Origin of the sequence: Actinomyces sp. 2119 (assembly GCF_003591215.1) — a bacterium.
Lineage (GTDB): Bacteria > Actinomycetota > Actinomycetes > Actinomycetales > Actinomycetaceae > Actinomyces > Actinomyces lilanjuaniae.
This window is the reverse complement of the sequence record NZ_QYRR01000001.1, coordinates 105,153-122,763: the sequence shown is the minus strand read 5'-3', so window position 1 is coordinate 122,763 and position 17,611 is coordinate 105,153. Positions and strand designations below refer to the sequence as shown.

At 68.7% G+C, this 17,611-nt stretch carries 17 protein-coding genes; all 17 read right to left on the bottom strand.

Features of this window, described 5'->3' with window-relative positions:
• Nucleotides 1–96: 96 nt before the first annotated feature.
• Complete coding sequence (locus D4740_RS00525; RefSeq protein ID WP_182911291.1) at nucleotides 97–654, bottom strand: adenine phosphoribosyltransferase; 558 nt, start codon at nucleotides 652–654, stop codon at nucleotides 97–99.
• Nucleotides 651–1,754 (bottom strand): protein translocase subunit SecF, encoded by a 1,104-nt coding sequence (secF, locus tag D4740_RS00520; protein WP_119834996.1) that lies wholly within the window; start codon nucleotides 1,752–1,754, stop codon nucleotides 651–653. Before secF ends, D4740_RS00525 begins: the two co-directional genes overlap by 4 nt.
• On the bottom strand, nucleotides 1,751–3,667 hold the full coding sequence (gene secD / locus D4740_RS00515; protein ID WP_119834995.1) for a protein translocase subunit SecD: 1,917 nt from the start codon (nucleotides 3,665–3,667) through the stop codon (nucleotides 1,751–1,753). Before secD ends, secF begins: the two co-directional genes overlap by 4 nt.
• A gap of 73 nt (nucleotides 3,668–3,740) precedes the next feature.
• Nucleotides 3,741–4,202: a preprotein translocase subunit YajC gene (gene yajC / locus D4740_RS13485; protein ID WP_243106993.1), complete on the bottom strand. Its 462-nt coding sequence runs from the start codon at nucleotides 4,200–4,202 to the stop codon at nucleotides 3,741–3,743.
• A gap of 216 nt (nucleotides 4,203–4,418) precedes the next feature.
• Complete coding sequence (ruvB, locus tag D4740_RS00505) at nucleotides 4,419–5,462, bottom strand: Holliday junction branch migration DNA helicase RuvB (protein ID WP_119835223.1); 1,044 nt, start codon at nucleotides 5,460–5,462, stop codon at nucleotides 4,419–4,421.
• A complete protein-coding gene (gene ruvA, locus D4740_RS00500; protein WP_119834994.1) occupies nucleotides 5,455–6,105 on the bottom strand; it encodes a Holliday junction branch migration protein RuvA in 651 nt (216 codons plus the stop codon). Before ruvA ends, ruvB begins: the two co-directional genes overlap by 8 nt.
• Nucleotides 6,106–6,183: 78 nt before the next feature.
• Complete coding sequence (gene ruvC, locus D4740_RS00495; RefSeq protein WP_259390568.1) at nucleotides 6,184–6,840, bottom strand: crossover junction endodeoxyribonuclease RuvC; 657 nt, start codon at nucleotides 6,838–6,840, stop codon at nucleotides 6,184–6,186.
• A gap of 50 nt (nucleotides 6,841–6,890) precedes the next feature.
• Nucleotides 6,891–7,655 carry a YebC/PmpR family DNA-binding transcriptional regulator gene (locus D4740_RS00490; RefSeq protein ID WP_119834993.1) on the bottom strand — a complete coding sequence of 255 codons (765 nt, stop codon included), beginning with the start codon at nucleotides 7,653–7,655 and terminating at the stop codon, nucleotides 6,891–6,893.
• A 268-nt stretch (nucleotides 7,656–7,923) separates the two neighbouring features.
• Nucleotides 7,924–8,607 carry an NUDIX hydrolase gene (locus tag D4740_RS00485; RefSeq protein WP_243106992.1) on the bottom strand — a complete coding sequence of 228 codons (684 nt, stop codon included), beginning with the start codon at nucleotides 8,605–8,607 and terminating at the stop codon, nucleotides 7,924–7,926.
• Nucleotides 8,604–9,500 (bottom strand): pyridoxal 5'-phosphate synthase lyase subunit PdxS, encoded by an 897-nt coding sequence (gene pdxS, locus D4740_RS00480; RefSeq protein ID WP_119834992.1) that lies wholly within the window; start codon nucleotides 9,498–9,500, stop codon nucleotides 8,604–8,606. Before pdxS ends, D4740_RS00485 begins: the two co-directional genes overlap by 4 nt.
• 227 nt (nucleotides 9,501–9,727) lie before the next feature.
• Nucleotides 9,728–11,005, bottom strand: coding sequence for a PrsW family intramembrane metalloprotease (locus D4740_RS00475; RefSeq protein WP_119834991.1), 1,278 nt, complete (start codon nucleotides 11,003–11,005; stop codon nucleotides 9,728–9,730).
• A complete protein-coding gene (locus D4740_RS00470) occupies nucleotides 11,002–11,748 on the bottom strand; it encodes a hypothetical protein (RefSeq protein WP_259390590.1) in 747 nt (248 codons plus the stop codon). The genes D4740_RS00475 and D4740_RS00470 overlap by 4 nt, the downstream gene beginning before the upstream one ends.
• An 89-nt stretch (nucleotides 11,749–11,837) precedes the next feature.
• Entirely contained in the window at nucleotides 11,838–13,019 is a 1,182-nt protein-coding gene (locus tag D4740_RS00465; RefSeq protein ID WP_119834990.1) for a glycosyltransferase family 4 protein, read from the bottom strand.
• On the bottom strand, nucleotides 13,016–14,107 hold the full coding sequence (locus D4740_RS00460; protein ID WP_259390567.1) for a phosphatidylinositol mannoside acyltransferase: 1,092 nt from the start codon (nucleotides 14,105–14,107) through the stop codon (nucleotides 13,016–13,018). Before D4740_RS00460 ends, D4740_RS00465 begins: the two co-directional genes overlap by 4 nt.
• The gene (gene pgsA, locus D4740_RS00455) at nucleotides 14,104–14,823 is read right to left on the bottom strand and encodes a phosphatidylinositol phosphate synthase (RefSeq protein WP_119834989.1); all 720 of its coding nucleotides are present in this window, start codon (nucleotides 14,821–14,823) and stop codon (nucleotides 14,104–14,106) included. The genes D4740_RS00460 and pgsA overlap by 4 nt, the downstream gene beginning before the upstream one ends.
• Before the next feature lie 34 nt (nucleotides 14,824–14,857).
• Nucleotides 14,858–15,469, bottom strand: a complete 612-nt coding sequence (locus tag D4740_RS00450) for an HIT domain-containing protein (RefSeq protein ID WP_259390566.1) — start codon at nucleotides 15,467–15,469, stop codon at nucleotides 14,858–14,860.
• A complete protein-coding gene (thrS, locus tag D4740_RS00445; RefSeq protein WP_119834987.1) occupies nucleotides 15,462–17,489 on the bottom strand; it encodes a threonine--tRNA ligase in 2,028 nt (675 codons plus the stop codon). Before thrS ends, D4740_RS00450 begins: the two co-directional genes overlap by 8 nt.
• Nucleotides 17,490–17,611 lie beyond the last annotated feature (122 nt).

The window sequence follows — 17,611 nt, the reverse complement described above, 5'->3', positions numbered from 1 at the left end:
GATGAGACGTATACGACCGCACCACGGACCACGTCAGGACCGGTACCGCCGGGGCTGCACCCGGGCCTCTCGCCGCTGCCTCACACCGCCTCTGCCTCACACAGTCAGGACCGAGTCGATGTGCCGTCCCTCAAGCACGGAGCGTCCCCCCAGGTCCTGGAGCTCCAGGAGCATGCACACCGCCTCCACCCGGGCACCCGCCTGCTCGATAAGGGCGATAGAGGCCGCGGCGGTACCTCCGGTGGCCAGGACGTCGTCGATGACAAGGACCCGTGAGCCATTGACGACGCTGTCCGGTCGCAGCTCCATACGGGCCGTCCCGTACTCCAGCTCATAGTCCACCCCGATCACAGGCCCGGGAAGCTTGCCGCTCTTGCGCACCGTCACCATGCCGGTGCCCAGCCGTACAGCCAGCGGTGCGGCCAGGATGAACCCGCGGGACTCCAGGCCGGCCACGGCGTCCACACGGCCCCGGTAGTGGTCCGCTAGCCCCTCGACAAGCTCGGCGAAGGCCACGCCGTCAGCAAGCAGCGGGGTGATGTCGCGGAAGAGGACCCCGGGCTCAGGAAAGTCGGGGACGACTCGCAGGTGGTCACTGACCAGCTGCGACAGCGAGGCGGGGACGCTGTCGGCGCGGGTCTCGGCGATAGTCACGACTTCCTTCTCCTCTTCTTGGGCTGGGCGGAGACACCGCGGTGGTGGCCTGGCCTCAGGGGCGAGGCGGCGGGCAGAGCCGCCAGGGCGGCAAGAGCCTCGGGGTCGTCGCCAGCCTCCTCAGCACGCCGCTGACGGGCAGCAGCGACCCGTTCGGCCTGGGACCTGACGGCCTTCTCGCGTGAGCGCAGGTCCACCAGGAGCGGTGTGGCCAGGAAGAGCGAGGACAGCGTCCCCGCGATCATGCCGATAAACAAGGTCAGAGCGATGTCGCTGAGAGTCCCCGCTCCCAGAAGGAGCGTGCCGACCACGAGCAGGGACGCCACGGGCAGCACACCGACGACTGAGGTGTTGAGCGAGCGGACGAAGCTCTGGTTGACGGCCAGGTTCGCGAGCTCAGCATAGGTCGAGCGGCTCTGGGACTCGAACCCTTCCGTGTTCTCCCGAACCTTGTCGAAGACCACGACGGTGTCGTACAGGGAGTAGCCCAGGATGGTGAGGACACCGATAATGGTGGCAGGAGTGACCTCAAAGCGGGACAGTGCGTACACGCCGACGGTGACAACGACGTCGTGCGCCAGGGCCACCAGTGCCGCCAGGGCCATCTTCCAGGTCCGGAAATAGGCCCATATCAGCAGGGCCACCAGACCGAAGAACAGGAGGAGGCCCCTGACAGCCCTGGTGGTGACGTCGGAGGACCAGGTGGGTCCGATCGTCGTGGCGGCTACATCGGCGGGCTCCACCCCGTAGGCGCTGGCCAGGTCGGCGGAGACCTCGTCCAGCTGGTTCTTGCTCAGCTCAGCGGTCTGGACGCGCACCGAGGAGGATCCCATTGTCGTCACCGACGTCCCAGTGGTCAGGCCGTTGTCGCTCATGACTGTGTCAGCAGGGCCCACCTGCGGGTTGGACAGGCCGGTGACGGTCAGCTCCGAGCCGCCCCTGAAGTCGATCCCGGGGGTCAGGCCCACGGTAGCCAGCAGGACCGCTGAACCTAGGACGATGAGCGCGGCAACGCTGTACCAGGTCCGCCGCCTGCCGACGAAGGGGATGGAGGTCCTGCCGGAGTAGAGGTCGTTACCGAGACTGGCTAGAGACATCATTTGGCCTCACCGTCCTTTGTCCCTGCGAGAGCGTCATGGGCCTCGCCATCGGCCTCGTCATCGGTGTCGGCACCCGCGTTATCAGCCACGGCCCGGTGTGCGGTGCTGCGGGCCTCGGCCTTGCGCCGTGCCAGGGACATCGTGACGCCCTGGGCCAGGGCCTCACGCCCCCGGCCGTAGGTCGAGACCGCGCTTCCCCCCAGTCGCTCGGGGTCGAGCCCGGACAGCCGGTGGCCCTCGTTGAAGAAGCGGAACCGCAGGAGCCACTCCATGAGGGGGTGAGTGAACAGGATGATGACCGCCAGGTCCACCACCGTGGTCACCCCCAGGGTGAAGGCGAATCCCTGGACCCCGCCCACGGCCAGGAAGTACAGCACCACCGCGGCCAGGATGTTGACAGTGTCGGAGATGACGATCGTGCGCCGGGCGTGCTTCCACCCCTCGTCGACGGCCGTGGACAGGGTACGGCCCTGGCGCGCCTCATCACGGACTCGCTCAAAATAGATGATAAAAGAGTCCACCGTGACGCCGATGGCAATGATCAGCCCGGCCACGCCCGCCAAGGAGAGCCGGTACCCCATCCCCCAGCTCAGCAGCGCGATAACCAGGTAGGTGACGGCTGCCGCTACCAGCAGGGAGGAGACGGCAACGACCATGAGACCTCGGTACTGCCAGGCCAGGTAGATGATGATGAGGACGAAGCCGATAAGCCCGGCGATAAGGCCGTTGCGCAGCTGTTCCGTCCCCAGTGTCGCCGAGACCTGCTGCTCGGACTGGACGGTGAAGCTCAGTGGCAGGGAGCCGAAGGACAGCTGGTTGGCCAGCGTGGCTGCCTCGTCCTGGGTGAAGTCGCCGGTGATCTGGACCCTGCCGTCAGTGATCGCGGAGGTGACCTCCTCGTTGAATCCTGAGGCCATGATGGTCAGGCCGTCAAGGACGATCGCGAACTGGGCTTTCTCCGCGTCGGTACTTGGTGAGGCGCCTGCGGACGCCGATGCGGTGTCACGGTAGCCGACGAGCCGTCCTGACAGGTCGGCGAAGGCCTGGGTCCCCTCGGAGTTGAACTCCAGGGACACCACCCAGTTGCTCGTGGTCGAGCCCTGGCTAGTGGTCTCCAGGCCAGAGACGGCATTGGACAGCTCGGTACCCGCAATCTCAGCCGGCCCCAGGACATAGGCCCCGGGGGATCCGTCCCTGGAGCAGGAGACCACGGCGACGGAGGGGTCCTGCGTATCTCCGGTGAGGTTGTCCGCCTGGGTGCAGTCTGTCATGTACGCCTCATAGAGCAGCTGCTCGCTGATCCAGGAGTCCGAGGAGGCGTCCTGCGAGGTCTCGGGAAGAGGGTCCGAGGAGATCATGCCGTCGCCGTCCACGTCGGCATAGCTCGTGGCGATCTCCTCGGGTGTCACGGTGGTAGCCGCCTCCTCGTCCCCGGCAGTGGCGTCCGTCTCGGCACCAGCGGTGGCGCCGTCGCTAGCAGTAGCCTGCTGGTTCTGTGCCTGGGCCATCAGGTGGGCGTTGTACTGGATGGCCCTGATTACCGGGCGAAAGTACATAACCGCAGATGTGCGGACGAGCTCGAGGGCCTGCTCGTCAGGCTCACCAGGTAGGGAGACCACGATGTTTTGCCCGCCTTGACGGGAGATCTGGGCCTCCGAGACCCCGGAGGCGTCCACCCTCTGGCGGATGACGTCAATCGCCTGGTCCACGTCGGAGTCCGTGACCTGTGAGCCGTCGGTCGTCGTGGGGGTCAGGATGATCTGAGTACCTCCCTCAAGGTCGAGGGCCAGGCCCGGGGTCATGGAAGTCCATCCCCTCATCGTCCCCACCGCCAGCACTGCGAAGCCGACGGCAATGACGAGGACAACCATAAGAAGACGACGTCCTGGACGCCTGCGCTGCTTTCTGGACACCTGGTCCCTTCCTGGTGAAGTACTCAGTCCCGCCGACACCTGTCAGCCGGGTAGTCACGTCTCAGGTGCGGTCTCAGGACCGTGGCTGGCGCAGGTCCTCGGCCGTGTCGGCCTCCTCACCAGTGTCGCCACCGTCGTCAGCCTCCTCATGGGCCTCCGCGTCGCTGTCGGAGTCGATGTCACCGACCCCGCCTGCGTCCTGGTCCGGCTCGCCCTCGGGGTCATCATCCTCAGGCTCGTCATCCTCGTCGGCCTCGCCCGTGACAGCGAAGGGAGGCTCCTCAGCACCGACGATGGAGCGCTTGGCCCACAGCGTCTCGTCGCCCAGGGGTGTGGCGAGGGTGACGACGTCTCCGTCGGCCTCGACAACCTTGCCGTAGAAGCCGGCCGTCGTGCGCACCCAGGTCCCGGGGACGAGGGCCTCCTCAGTGCGCCGCGCCTGCTCCTCGGCCATTCTCTGCTGCTGCCTGCGGCCAAGCACAGAGAACAGCCAGAAGACCCCCATCATCACAACGAGCATGAAGATCAGTTCCACGGAAGCCTCCCCGTATCGCGATCAGGACCTGTCCCTGGCACAGGCCAACGGGGGCGAGTCTAGGACACCTCGTCCCGGACGCCAGTGCCTTCGGGCGAGGACTTGGGCACATCACGGCTGCTCCCGCCCCGATTCAGAGCCAGGCCGCACCCAGGCCCGCAGAGACCGACGCCCACACAGGCTGCTCTCCCCCATGCTTCTGAGCCGCGCAGCACTCTAGCCGAACAACGTCCCCTCGGCAGGGGGCACTAGCCCCAGGTGCTCGTAGGCGGCAGAGGTCGCCGCACGGCCACGAGGGGTGCGCACCATCAGACCCTCCCGCACCAGGTAGGGCTCCGCGACGGTCTCGACCGTCTCCGGCTCCTCCCCCACGGTGACCGCCAGGGTGGCCAGCCCGACGGGACCGCCGCCAAAACGGGTGCACAAGGCGTGCAGCACCTGACGGTCCAGGCGGTCCAGGCCCAAGGCGTCAACCTCGAAGACCTCCAGGGCGCTGCGAGCCGCAGGCAGGTCCAGCCGACCGGGAGCGCCGTGGACCTCCGCCCAGTCCTGAACCCGCCGCAGAAGTCGGTTGGCCACCCGTGGCGTGCCCCGGGAGCGACGGGCCAGCTCGTCTGCAGCCTCCTCCTCCAGGTGGACACCCAGCAGGCCGGCACTGCGCCGCAGGATGCGGGTCAGGTCGCCCGGCCCGTAGAAGTCCAGGTGGCCGGTGAAGCCGAAGCGGTCACGCAGGGGAGCAGGAAGCAGCCCTGCCCGCGTGGTCGCCCCGACCACAGTAAAAGGAGGCAGCGACAGGGGGATAGAGGTGGCACCAGGGCCCTTGCCCACCACGATATCGACCCGGAAGTCCTCCATAGCCAGGTAGAGCATCTCCTCGGCGGTCCGCGCCAGACGGTGGATCTCGTCAATGAAGAGGACGTCGCCCTCCTCCAGGGAGGACAGGACCGCCGCCAGGTCGCCAGCGTGCTGGATCGCTGGTCCCGACGTCAGCCGCAGGGCACCGTCGACCTCGTTGGCGATGATCATGGCCAGGGTCGTCTTCCCCAGACCAGGGGGACCCGACAGCAGCACGTGGTCAGCCGCGACGCCGCGGGCCAGCGCCGAGCGCAGCACCACGGAGAGCTGGCCGCGCACCACCTCCTGGCCCGTGAAGTCCTCCAGCCTTCGCGGCCTCAGTGCCGCCTCGGCGGCACGCTCGACCTCGTCAGCCGCCCCCGTCACCAGGCGCTGGTCGCCACTGACCGCACCGCCGTCACCCACGTCGTGCACCTCCCAGCCACCTCAGGCTCGCCCGGAGAAGGGCAGCCACGTCAGCAGCCTGCCCGGGCACGGTGGTAGCGGCCCCCGCCTCCCCCGCCTCCACGGTACTGACCGCCTCACGAGCGGTGGCCTCATTCCAGCCCAGCTGGACTAGGGCGGCCACGACGTCGGGGTTGGGCTCTCCGGAGACCGCGGCCACCTGGTCGTGCGGGCCGCCGCCGGACCCAGAGGCCTCCCCGGCGGCAGGACCCAGCCTGTCACCGACGTCGATGATGACCCGCTGCGCCCCCTTGGGTCCCAGGCCGGGGACCCTCCTAAGAGCAGCCACGTCCTGGTCTGCCACAGCCTTGCGCAGTGCGTCAGGGGTGTGGACAGCCAGCATCGCCAGGGCCAGCCTGGGGCCGACCCCGCGCACCCCCATGAGCACACGGAAGCAGTCGCGCTCGTCGGCGTCGATAAAGGCGTAGAGGGTCAGGGAGTCCTCCCGTACCACCAGCTCGGTGTGAACCAGGACCTCCCTGCCCACTCTGAGTGAGGACAGGGTAGTGGGCGTGGCCTGCACGCTCATCCCCACGCCACCGGTCTCGATCACGGCACCCGTCAGAGAGACGTCAAGGACGGCACCGCGCAGTGAGGCAATCATGTGTGAGCCCAACTCCTGTCCACGAGGATCTCGAACACCTGTTCGGAGAATAGCAGGCCGCGCCCGGCAGCAGCAGGATCACCGCCGCACCCGGCGCGGATCGACCGCACCCGTACGCCGGGCGGCCGCCTGCGCCGCAGCCCACTGACGCTGCGCCGGGGTGCGGGCCGACGCCCGCACCGCTCCCCCTGCCGAGACCATCTCTCCGACGTCGTCCGCTCCACTGCCACCACCGCGCCAGCCGTGGCAGATCGCCTGGGCCAAGGCGTCGGCGGCGTCCGCTGGCTGCGGCGGGGAGTCCAGTCTGAGGATACGCGTCACCATGCGCTGAACCTGGACCTTGTCCGCCCTACCTGACCCGGTGACAGCCGCCTTCGCCTCGCTAGGAGTGTGCTGGGCCACGTCAAGACCGGACCGAGCACCTGCGACCATGGCCACGCCGATGACCTGGGCCACCCCGATGACGGACCGCAGGTTCTCCTGGGCGAAGACGCGCTCGATGGAGACGACCGAAGGCCCCAGGCGGGCGATCCAGTCCTCAATGGCCTCGGCGACAGCCAGCAGACGCTGCTCCGGACTGCTGCCCGGCGAGGTACGGACAACCCCTACCTCCACCAGCCGTGCCCGGCGACGAGGATCGATATCGACACAGCCCAGGCCGCAGCGCGTCAGCCCGGGATCGATGCCGAGGACCCTCTGCTGACTCACCAGGGCGCGCCTGGAGGCCGGGCTCACCGGGTGCTCCTGCTGCGTGCCGTGCGCTCCTCGCCCTCCTGCACGAGTCCCTACTCCTCACCGGAGTCGAGCTTGGCAGCGACCTCCGCAGAGATATCGACGGAGGTAAAGACGTTCTGGACGTCATCGGAGTCCTCCAGGGCATCGACGAGCCGGAGCACCTTGCGGGCGGCCTCCAGGTCCACCTCAACCTTGGTCCCGGCCACGAACTGGACCTCTGCGGAGTCGTAGTCCATCCCGGCCTGCGTCAGAGCCGTGCGCACGGCGACGATGTCACCCGGATCGGAGTAGACCTCGAAGGAGTCGCCCGCGTCCTCGACCTCCTCTGCCCCCGCGTCCAGGACGGCCGCCAGGATGGAGTCCTCATCCACCCCGTCAGCCTTGGCCACCTCGACCACACCTTTGCGGGCGAAGTTGTAGGCCACGGACCCCGGGTCAGCCAGGCTTCCGCCGTTGCGGGAGAATGCGACACGGACGTCGGAGGCGGCACGGTTGCGGTTGTCGGTGAGGCACTCCACCAGGAAGGCGACACCGGCGGGGCCGTAGCCCTCGTACATGATGGTCTGCCAGTCCGCTCCTCCGGCCTCCTCGCCGCTGCCCCGCCTGACGGCGCGGGTGATGTTGTCAGCGGGCACCGAGTTCTTCCGGGCCTTCTGGATCGCGTCGTACAGCGTCGGGTTGCCCGCAGGGTCCCCACCCCCCGTGCGGGCGGCCACCTCAATGTTCTTGATAAGGCGGGCAAACAGCTTACCTCGCTTGGCGTCGATCACCGCCTTCTTGTGCTTGGTTGTGGCCCACTTGGAGTGACCCGACATGTGTTCTCCTTGTTCTCCTTGAAAGTTCGTCAGATGGCCGGTACGGCCTGGCGGGCGACGGGAAGTGCTGACAGGCAGCACCCGCCGCAGAGACGAGGATATGGCCTACCCGGTTGGCCCCCGCAACCTCACAGCGGGGGCGGAGGCACGGACGCAGCCGTGCGAACCGCGCTGATCCTACCGCCCGGCTCAGCGTCCTCCCAAGGCCGCTGGACCAGCGCGAGTCTGCGCAAGGTACCTCAGCCTCTCCTCCCGGACCGGCTTCCCCTCACTGACCGCACTCGCCCGAGTAGCACGAGCACCCACCGCCGTCCCGGCAGCTGGGGACGCAACCAGCGTCAGCAGGGTCGGTGAGGTCCACCACCCTGCCATCCCAGCCGGCACGCAGGTCACGCAGGGCGCCGACCAGGCAGACCGGGTAGACCGCCTCACCCCTGGCCTGCGCCTGGGACACCTGAACCAGGCTCCACCAGCCCACGGAGTCGACGGCGTCACGCTCCAGGTCGGTCCACCCGTCCCTGCGCACCTCCACCGGGCCAGGGAGCCTAAGGAGGTAGAAGAGCTCGTGCTGACGGCAGGTGACCTGCATGAACCGGAAGACGGCCTCACGCCGGGCGACAGGACCCTCCAGGTGCTCCTCGCCCACAGCCAGCCCCGTCTCCTCGGCCAGCTCACGTGCCGCGCCCTGCTTGGGGCTCTCACCGGGGTGCAGTCCTCCGCCCGGAGTGAAGACCCACCGGTGGGAGGAGTCGGCAGTGTCGTGCCCCCTCAGGAGGAGCACCTGCTTCCCGGCGGCCATGACCAGCACCCGGGCAGCCCGGCGGTGCGGCAGGCCGTCAGGGCCCAGCCGCCACTCCCGGGGGTCCAGCAGGTCGGTCCAGTCGGGCGGCACCAGGTCCGCACGGCGGCCGTCGGCGGCCAGGGTCCCGGGCGGTACCGGAGCAGGGCTCACCAGCCGCGCTCGGCCAGGCGGTGCGGCACAGGAAGGTCCGCGGCGCTGATGCCGACCATGGCCTCACCCAGGCCCCGCGACACCTCGGCAACAGCCTCAGGATCGTTGAACTGGGCCGTGGCCCGCACGATAGCGCGGGCGCGCCTGACCGGATCACCGGACTTGAAGATACCCGAGCCCACAAAGACGCCCTCGGCACCCAGCTGCATCATCATGGCGGCGTCAGCAGGGGTCGCGACTCCTCCTGCGGTAAACAGGGTCACAGGAAGACGACCGGTCGAAGCCACCTCAGTCACCAGATCATAAGGTGCACCCAGCTCCTTGGCCGCCAGGTAGAGGTCCTCGTCAGGCAGGGCCGCAAGACGGAGGATCCCCTCACGGATGGAGCGCATGTGCGTCACCGCGTTGGAGACGTCGCCCGTGCCAGCCTCGCCCTTGGAGCGGATCATCGCAGCGCCCTCGGCGACACGGCGCAGCGCCTCTCCCAGGTTGGTCGCCCCGCACACGAACGGTACCGTGAAGGCCCTCTTGTCAATGTGGTGGGAGTAGTCAGCCGGAGTCAGGACCTCGGACTCGTCCACGCAGTCGACTCCCAGGGACTGCAGTACCTGGGCCTCGACGAAGTGGCCGATACGGGCCTTGGCCATGACCGGGACGGAGACTGACTCAATGATGGCGCTGACAAGCTCGGGATCCGACATGCGGGCCACACCGCCCTGCGCCCGGATGTCGGCCGGGACCCGCTCCAGAGCCATGACCGCGACGGCACCGGCGTCCTGGGCGATGCGCGCCTGCTCCGGCGTGACCACGTCCATAATGACGCCCCCCTTGAGGGACTCGATCATGTCGTTCCTGACGGCCCGGCTACCGGTAGACGCATGTGAGGCGTTCATGGGCACTCCTGTTCACCTAGGTCTGTCGCAAAGGTCTATCGCAAAGTCTGTGAGGGCACCTGGACGACGTGTCCTCACGGGCTGGGGCCTCGCAGCAAGACACCCAGGTGCGCCCTCTCTCACTCTACCGCAACAATTCCTGACCCGTCCCGGATGCCCCCGGCCCCGGTCCTGGCCCGCAGCCGACCTGGCCTGCTCACACAGTACTCACACAACTCACACACCACTCACGCGGCACCGAGGAAGACCTGACGACTGGAGGTGATCCGGGCAAGGAGCTCGCGCTCCTTGTCAGCGAAATCGTAGCCGGCGTGCCCGTCCACCGCCTGCTGACGCAGCTGGGCCAGCTCGGCCGCCCCCTTCTGAAAGCGGCTCATCGCGGTGGCTGCGGCAGGCCCTCGCGTGCGTGCCCACCGGCGACCCGCCGAGCGCCCCGGCCCCGTGGTCAGCATCATGACCTCCTGCGGGGAGAACCAGCCCGCGCGCCCGTAGTCGTCCAGCCGACGCCTCATCGTCATGCGCTCCGCCCAGCGCAGCCACACCACCATACCGATGCAGGCCAGGAAGAAGGGAACCTCGACAAGAAGGTAGTACCGGGGTGCGACAGTGACGACACCGTTCCAGAACGCGTGGAGGACGACTGCGGCCACCAGGCCCACCGGGGTCCACCACACCCACGCCAGCCTCGACCGTCTCCGGGCGGAGAGGCCGATCGCGACTCCCGTGCACGCCGTGAAGGTCACGTGGGCGAAGGGGGAGAAGAGGCCACGTATCATGAAGACCAGGAGGAGGTTCTCCCGGTTGGTGACAAAGTAGAGGATGTTCTCGGCAAAGGCGAAGCCCGCTGCCACCACGGCAGCGTAGACCAGCCCGTCCACAGCGCCGCTGAAGGTACGCCGCCACGCCAGGAAGATGACGAGCACTCCGAGCCCCTTGACCGTCTCCTCCACAATCGGGGCGGACACGACGGCAGCGAGGCCCTCGGCCTCCTGGAGGTCCCCAGTGGCGTCGGCCACCACCGCCGCAAAGGTGGAGTTGACCAGCAGCGAGACCGCCGTCGAGACTCCGGCACCCCACAGGAAGGCCACCAGCAGCATCCTGACGGGCTCGGGCTCCCACCGGTCGATCCAGAAGACCACGGCCAGCACGACGAGTAGGGGGACCGTCGCCAGGAGCACTACCAGGGCCAGGTCGGGGACACTTGAGGCGGACCCGGAGACCAGCCACAGCATCCCTGCCAGTCCGGCTGCTCCCAGGAAGGCCAGGACATAGTAGAGCACCTCGCGCCATCGTGCGGCGTCCTGAAGGCTGGGTGCTGCGGCACCGTTGGCCGGGCCGGGCACCCGCCCCCACCCGGGGGGCCTCACGCCAGCACCCTGCCCGGCACCTGCGTGCACGCCCCCCACCGGTGCGGCCGGGCTCCCTGACAGGCTCGGAAGGTCCGCACCAGGGCGCCGGTAGCCGCTGCGGGGAGCCCAGGACCGGCTCGGGGGAGGCAGCGTCATGACCCCTCCCCCTGCAACGGTCGTGGTTGCTCTCCTGGTTGCGATCGCGGTTGCTCAGGCTCCAGGCCGACGTGCCCCACCGGTGCTGTCTCGTCATCAGCCTCGAAGGTCTGCGGCATGGGTGCGTGCCCAGCCAGGTGCAGAACACGCACGACAGGCCGCTCCCGCAGGGCGCGCGCCTGCCTCACGTGGGTGTTGTGGAACCGGCGGGACAGGACCATGCGATAGCAGGCACGGTCAAGCCGTGCCAGCGCCTGTGAGCCCCTCTGGCTGCCGTCCAGGTCCTCACGAGCCTGCATGTCGACGACAGTACGTATCACTCGGCTGAGGTCTGACTCGAGCTGGGAGCGAGAGCGGCTCCTGGTCGGCTGCGGTCCGTGAGCACCTGCCCCTGCATGACCGTAGGCGGAGTCCAGCCGGGGAACGGGGTCGAGGCCGTCGTTGACGATCGGTCCCTCCGCGTCCAGGGCGTCCCGAGCGGCCTGGGCCAGCAGCATGCAGGAGGCGGGGTCGAGGACACCGGTGGAGGCCAGGTCCGCAGCAGCCTCGGCCCGATGCAGGATCTGAGCCTCCAGGGTAGCCCGGGCTCCGAGGACCTGACGGTGCAGGCGGTCCACGCGCACGGCGCGGGCGTACAGCGCCCACCCGAGGACCAGAAGGAGGAGCAGAACCAGGACCACGACGAGCAGCAGTCCGCTCCACCCGCCCCGGCCCAGCAGTCCCACCTGCCCGGAAGACGTCATCGCGTCCACCCCGACCCAGGCGGGAGAAAGGTTTGTCGGCAGGTCGTACAGCACGTAGCAGACACAGAGGCAGGCGGATGAGGGCATGCTCAGTCCCCTCTCTTACCGCGTAGCCGCGCCAGCATGGTACGCGATCCCGGCTCCAGGCTCACCCGCGTGTGAGCCGCGGACAGGGCCATATCGTAGACGTCGAGCACGGCGTCGGTGACCGTCTGCCAGTCATAGCGTGTGACAACGGCCGCCGCCGCCTCGCGACGGGCAGCAGCCGCCTCGGTGTCACGCAGAGTGGTGATAACGGCGTGGGCCAGGCCCTGCGGGTCCCCACGGGGGAACAGGGTGCCGTAGCGCCCCGCACCCAGGACGTCGGAGAAGGCGGTGATGTCAGAGGCGACCACCGACGTCCCCGCAGCCATCGCCTCCACCAGGACGATTCCGAAGGACTCCCCCCCCGTCTGCGGCGCCACGTAGCACGACGCCGAGGCTAGCAGGGAAGCCTTGTCCTCCTCGGTGACGCCTCCCAGGAAGCGCACTGCATCCCCGTATCGGGCCAGGCTGTCACGCACCTCCTGGGCCTGTCCCCGTCCAGCCACCAGGAAGCGCGCACCCGGAAAGGCCTCCAGGACCGCAGGTACCGCGGCGGCGAGCACGGTCAGGCCCTTTCGGGGCTCGTCCAGGCGTCCCAGGAAGGCAATCGTAGGAGACTGGGGCGTCCCGCGGAAGCGCGGGTCGTCCCGGGGGGCGGTGGCGAAGGGGGCGATGCTGACCCCGTTAGGGATGACGACGGCGTCTCCGCCGTGGTGCTGGACGAGGGTTCTGCGGGCCTCCTCGGAGACGGCGATGCGCGCTGAGAGCTTCTCCAGCAGCGGTACGGCGACAGGTGAGACCAGTTCTCGGGCCAGGGAGCGGTCCATGGCCGCGTGGAAGGTTCCCACCACCGGGCCAGTGGCGGCCTGCAGCGCCAGCATGCCCACCGAGGGGGTAATGGGCTCGTGGACGTGAAGGACATCGAAGTCCCCGGCCGCCAGCCACCGCCTGGCCCGTCGGGCGACAGCCGCGCCGAAGTTGAGCCGGGCGACGGAGCCGTTGTAGGGGATGGCAAGGGCGTCACCGGCGCTGGTCACCCACTTAGGGAGATCGGTGCCCTCGCTCGCCGGAGCCAGCACGGACACGTCGTGCCCCCGCCTGGACAGCTCCTGCGCCAGATCTGTCACGTGGACCTGCACCCCACCATGGGCGTCAAAGGAGTACGGGCACACGATGCCGATCCTCATGATCTCCCCTCACCCAAGACAGCAGCACGCCCGCTACCTTCGCTGCCGCCGCCGTCCTGCTCGCCACTGCCCTGGCTGGCCGAGCGGCCAGCCCCTTCCCCGTGTCCCGCACCGCGGGAGCGGCCCCGGGCCAGGCGCTCGGGATCGAGGTCCTCCTCAAAGACGGGCTGAAGCATGTGCCAGTCCACCAGGTGGTCCACCAGCAGGGGCTCAACGGCCCGTACCCAGGCTCGCGTGTGCTCTGCTACCTGGTCGTGCCCCGTCTCTACGACGGGGACCTCGACCTTGCGTACGCTCAGGACCAGCCCCCACGGCGAGCCTGCCTGACGCCGCCGCCGTCCTGACAGCCTCTCGTAGTAGATGACCGCCGTGTACAACGGCAGGCTCAGCCGGTGAGCCAGGGCCGCCGGTCCGGCGGCAACGTAGACCGGGTAACCGCACAGCTCAGCCCTGACCCCCGAGGACGACAGGTCCCGGTCAGCCAGGAGGGCGATCACGTACCGATCCTGCCCTGCGGCCTCCAGGAGTCGGTCAAACACCTTCTCACCACGACCCTGGCCGATGATGCGCAGCCCCAGCTGCTCGCGGAAGCGCGTGAACTGCTCAAAGAGATCCTCAGGCTCCAGCCTCTCCGCCACCGTCAGCACCGGTGCCAGCTCACGGCAGGCCCAGGCCGCAGCCAGGTCCCAGTTCCCGGTGTGAGGCAGAGCCACGACGACGTTGCCGCGTCCCAGGTCCTCTAGGACCTGGGACGCCCCCTCGAACCGCACCCGGGCCGCGAGCTGGCTGGCACCCACGGAGGGCAGGGCGAAGGCCTCGTAGAAGTAGCGCATGTAGGAGCGCATGGCCTGGCGCGAGAGGCGCGAGACCTGGCGGGAACCAACAGGCTGGTCCAGTAGCCGGGCCAGGTTCCTCTCTAGCTGGCCCACACCTCCGCGCCCGCCACGTACCCGGTGCAGTGCCCAGGCCAGGTCGGCACCGACGTGGAAGAGGGCGTAGCCGATGCTGCCCGGCAGGTGGGGCACAGCCTTCCAGGCGAACCGGTAGAGGTCCTCGGCACCGACCTGTCTCACCCGGACCCGCTTCACGAGGGCCTCCCGTCCGCCGCTGTCCCTGCGGTCCCCGGAACAGGACCAGGCGTCCCGGGGGCAGGGCTGCCGTCCAGGCCTGGCTCGGCTGAGGAGGGGGTGGGGGCGGTCTGGACCGCTACGGCACGGACCCGCTGGAGCACGGTCACCAGGGAGGCGAGGCACACGTAGGACAGGCCGAGGGTCAGCACCCACAACGGGGCACCCAGGCCCACCGCAAGGGTAGCCAGCAGAGCCACCACCAGGCGGTCGGTGCGCTCTGCCACGCCGACGGAGGCCTGAACGCCCACCGCCTCGGCCCTGGCCCGGGCGTAGGGCACGACCCCGGCGAGGACCACTGAGGACAGGGCAGCCACGAGCGTCACAGTACGCAGTGCCCCAGCCTCCATACGCAGCGCCGCCCAGGCGGCAAGGGAGGCGAAGACCGCGCCGTCGGCAAGGCGGTCCATCGTGGAGTCCAGGAAGGCGCCGAAGACGGAGGTGCGTCCCGTGGCACGGGCCAGGATTCCGTCAAAGGAGTCGGCCACGAGCACCAGAGCCAGCACCAGCGGCCCGGCTACGAAGTGGCCCTGAGGCAGCAGGAGCACCGCTGCGGACACCGACAGCACGGTCCCGGCCACGGTCAGCACGTTGGGTGTCACGCCTGCTCTGGCCATAGCCAGGGCAGGCCGGGTGAACAGTGCCCTGGTCAGGCCGCGTCCGTGGTTACCCAGCATCGCTACTTCAGCACCTCCCCTGTGCCCGTGCGCCTCACGCCGCCTCCCAGGCAGCAGCAAGCATGTCACGCTGGTCGCCCAGGAGCTGGGGCACCGGCTTGGTACGGCCAATGATCGGCATGAAGTTGGCGTCACCCTTCCAGCGCGGGACGATGTGCTGGTGGAGGTGGGCGGCAATCCCGGCTCCCGCTACGTCCCCCTGGTTCATCCCCAGGTTGAAGCCGTGCGGGTGGGAGACGTGGCGCACGACCTCCATGGCCCGGGCTGTCAGCTCACCAATCTCGACACGCTCCTGGGCGCTGGCCTGAGTCCAGTCCGAGACATGCCGGTAAGGGCACACCAGGAGGTGGCCGGTGTTGTAGGGGTAGAGGTTCATGAGGACGTAGGCGAGCCGCCCGCGGTGGACGATAAGGGCCTCCTCGTCCTCCCGCTCCGGGCCGGCACAGAACGGGCACTGGGAGGCCGAGTCGTCAGCAGGCTTGTCCTGGCCCCCGATATAGACCATCCGGTGGGGGGTCCACAGCCGCTGGAAGGCTGACGGCGCCCCCTCGTGGTAGAGGGGCGGCTCAGCAGCGCGACCGCCGTGCGCTGCAGCGTGCTCGTGGCACCCGGACCCGGTGTGCTCCTCCGGCTCTGCGTCACTCACGGGGCAGCCTCTCCCCTGCCGGGTCATTGACCCGGTCAGTGATCACGGACACGATGTGCGCCACGGCCTGGTCCACGGGCACACCGTTGGTCTGCCCGCCGTCTCGGAACCGGAAGGACACGGCCCCTGCCTGCGCGTCCTCCCCTCCGGCGATCAGCGTGAAAGGCACCTTCTCCTTGGAGGCGTTACGGATCTTCTTGCCGAAGCGGTCGTCGGAGGCGTCCACCTCCACCCGGACCCCGTGCTCACGCAGCCTGGCAGCCACGGAGTCAACATAGTCGTTAAAGGCCTCCGCGACGGGGACCAGACGCACCTGCACCGGGGCGAGCCACGCCGGGAAGGCCCCGGCGTAGTGCTCGGTGAGGACCCCGATGAAGCGCTCGATGGCCCCGAACTTGGCGGAGTGGATCATGACGGGCTCACGGTGGGTCCCGTCCGGTGCGGTATAGGCCAGGCCGAAGCGGTGGGGCTGGTTGAAGTCGTACTGGATGGTTGACATCTGCCAGGTCCGCCCGATGGCGTCCTTGGCCTGCACCGAGATCTTGGGGCCGTAGAAGGCGGCGCCACCCGGGTCGTCAACCACCAGCAGGTCGTTGTCCCGGGCGCACTCGGCGGCGATCGTGGTCAGGATCTCGGTGGCGGAGGCCCACTGCTCGTCAGTGCCGATGAACTTGTCCTTCTTCCTCCCGTCCTCGTCCCGGGTGGAGACCTCTAGGTAGAAGTCGTCCAGGCCGAAGTCCTTCAGGAGGGTCAGGACGAAGGTCAGCAGGTGGCGGACCTCGTCGGGGGCCTGCTCGGGGGTGCAGTAGGAGTGGGAGTCGTCCTGGGTGATGGAGCGCACCCTGGTCAGGCCTTGGAGGACACCGGACTTCTCGTTGCGGTAGACGGTGCCGAACTCGAACAGGCGTAGGGGCAGCTCGCGGTAGGAGCGTCCCCGGGAACCGAAGATGAGGTTGTGCATCGGGCAGTTCATGGCCTTGAGGTAGTAGGCCTGCCCGTCGTCGTCCATCGGGGGAAACATGCCGTCGGCGTAGTAGGGAAGGTGCCCCGAGACGTGGAACAGCTCCTCCCTGGAGATGTGGGGGGTGCCTACGTAGAGGAAGCCGCTGCGGATGTGGGCCTCACGGACGTAGTCCTCCATGACCCGCTTGAGCACGCCTCCCTTGGGGTGGAAGACCGGCAGGCCCGCTCCCAGCTCCTCGGGAAAGGAGAACAGGTCGAGCTCGGCGCCCAGCCTGCGGTGGTCACGTCTGGCAGCCTCGGCCAGGCGGTGCTGGTAAGCCTTGAGCTCGTCCTTGGAGGGCCAGGCAGTACCGTAGATGCGCTGCAGGGAGTCGCCGGACTGGTCCCCCTTCCAGTAGGCCGAGGAGAACTTGGTGAGGGCGAAGCCCTGGCCGATGAGCCGGGTGGAGGGAAGGTGAGGGCCGCGGCACAGGTCCGTCCAGGCCACGGTGCCGTCACGACGGACGTTGTCGTACATGGTCAGCCCCCCGGAGCCGACCTCCACGGAGGCTCCTTCCGCACCGGCCCCCTTGGTGGTGATGAGCTCGAGCTTGTAGGGCTGGTCGGCCAGCTCGGCCCGCCCCTGGGCCTCGGTGATCTCGCGGCGCACGAAGCGCTGCCCCTCCTTGACGATGCGCTTCATACGCTTCTCGACCTCGCGGAGCAGCTCGGGCGTCACTGCCTCGATGCCGCCGAAGTCGTAGTAGAAGCCGTCAGTGATGAAGGGACCGACGCCGAGGTTGACGTCGGGGAAGATCTCCTGGACGGCCTGGGCCATGACGTGGGTGGCGGAATGGCGCAGGATGTTCAGCCCGTCCTCAGAGTCAAGGGTAATCGGCTCAACGACCGCGGCCTCAGGTAGCTCCCGCTCCAGGTCCCAGGGCTCGCCGTCAACGCGTACGGCGACCACCTGCCCGGTCCTGACCTCCTCCTCGAACACGGTGGCGCCGGTGGCTGCGGCACCGATGGCGCGCTCGACGCCGTCAACGATGACGTGGGGCGTGGGCTGAGATGGCACGGGGTCGTCTCCTCATGGGTCATGGGGCGCTGTACCGGTGCACCCGTCTGGGCGGGCAGTCTACTCACACCCCGCCGGTCACCAGGCTACCGTGCTACCACCAGGACGACGCGGGGAGACTG

What these genes read in the sequence shown, in the direction of transcription:
- pgsA (WP_119834989.1), bottom strand. Translation starts at nt 14,823, where the DNA reads ATGCTGGGTAACCACGGACGCGGCCTGACCAGGGCACTGTTCACCCGG.
- pdxS (WP_119834992.1), bottom strand. Translation starts at nt 9,500, where the DNA reads ATGAACGCCTCACATGCGTCTACCGGTAGCCGGGCCGTCAGGAACGAC.
- ruvA (WP_119834994.1), bottom strand. Translation starts at nt 6,105, where the DNA reads ATGATTGCCTCACTGCGCGGTGCCGTCCTTGACGTCTCTCTGACGGGT.
- secF (WP_119834996.1), bottom strand. Translation starts at nt 1,754, where the DNA reads ATGATGTCTCTAGCCAGTCTCGGTAACGACCTCTACTCCGGCAGGACC.
- D4740_RS00465 (WP_119834990.1), bottom strand. Translation starts at nt 13,019, where the DNA reads ATGAGGATCGGCATCGTGTGCCCGTACTCCTTTGACGCCCATGGTGGG.
- D4740_RS00470 (WP_259390590.1), bottom strand. Translation starts at nt 11,748, where the DNA reads ATGACGTCTTCCGGGCAGGTGGGACTGCTGGGCCGGGGCGGGTGGAGC.
- D4740_RS00490 (WP_119834993.1), bottom strand. Translation starts at nt 7,655, where the DNA reads ATGTCGGGTCACTCCAAGTGGGCCACAACCAAGCACAAGAAGGCGGTG.
- D4740_RS00475 (WP_119834991.1), bottom strand. Translation starts at nt 11,005, where the DNA reads ATGACGCTGCCTCCCCCGAGCCGGTCCTGGGCTCCCCGCAGCGGCTAC.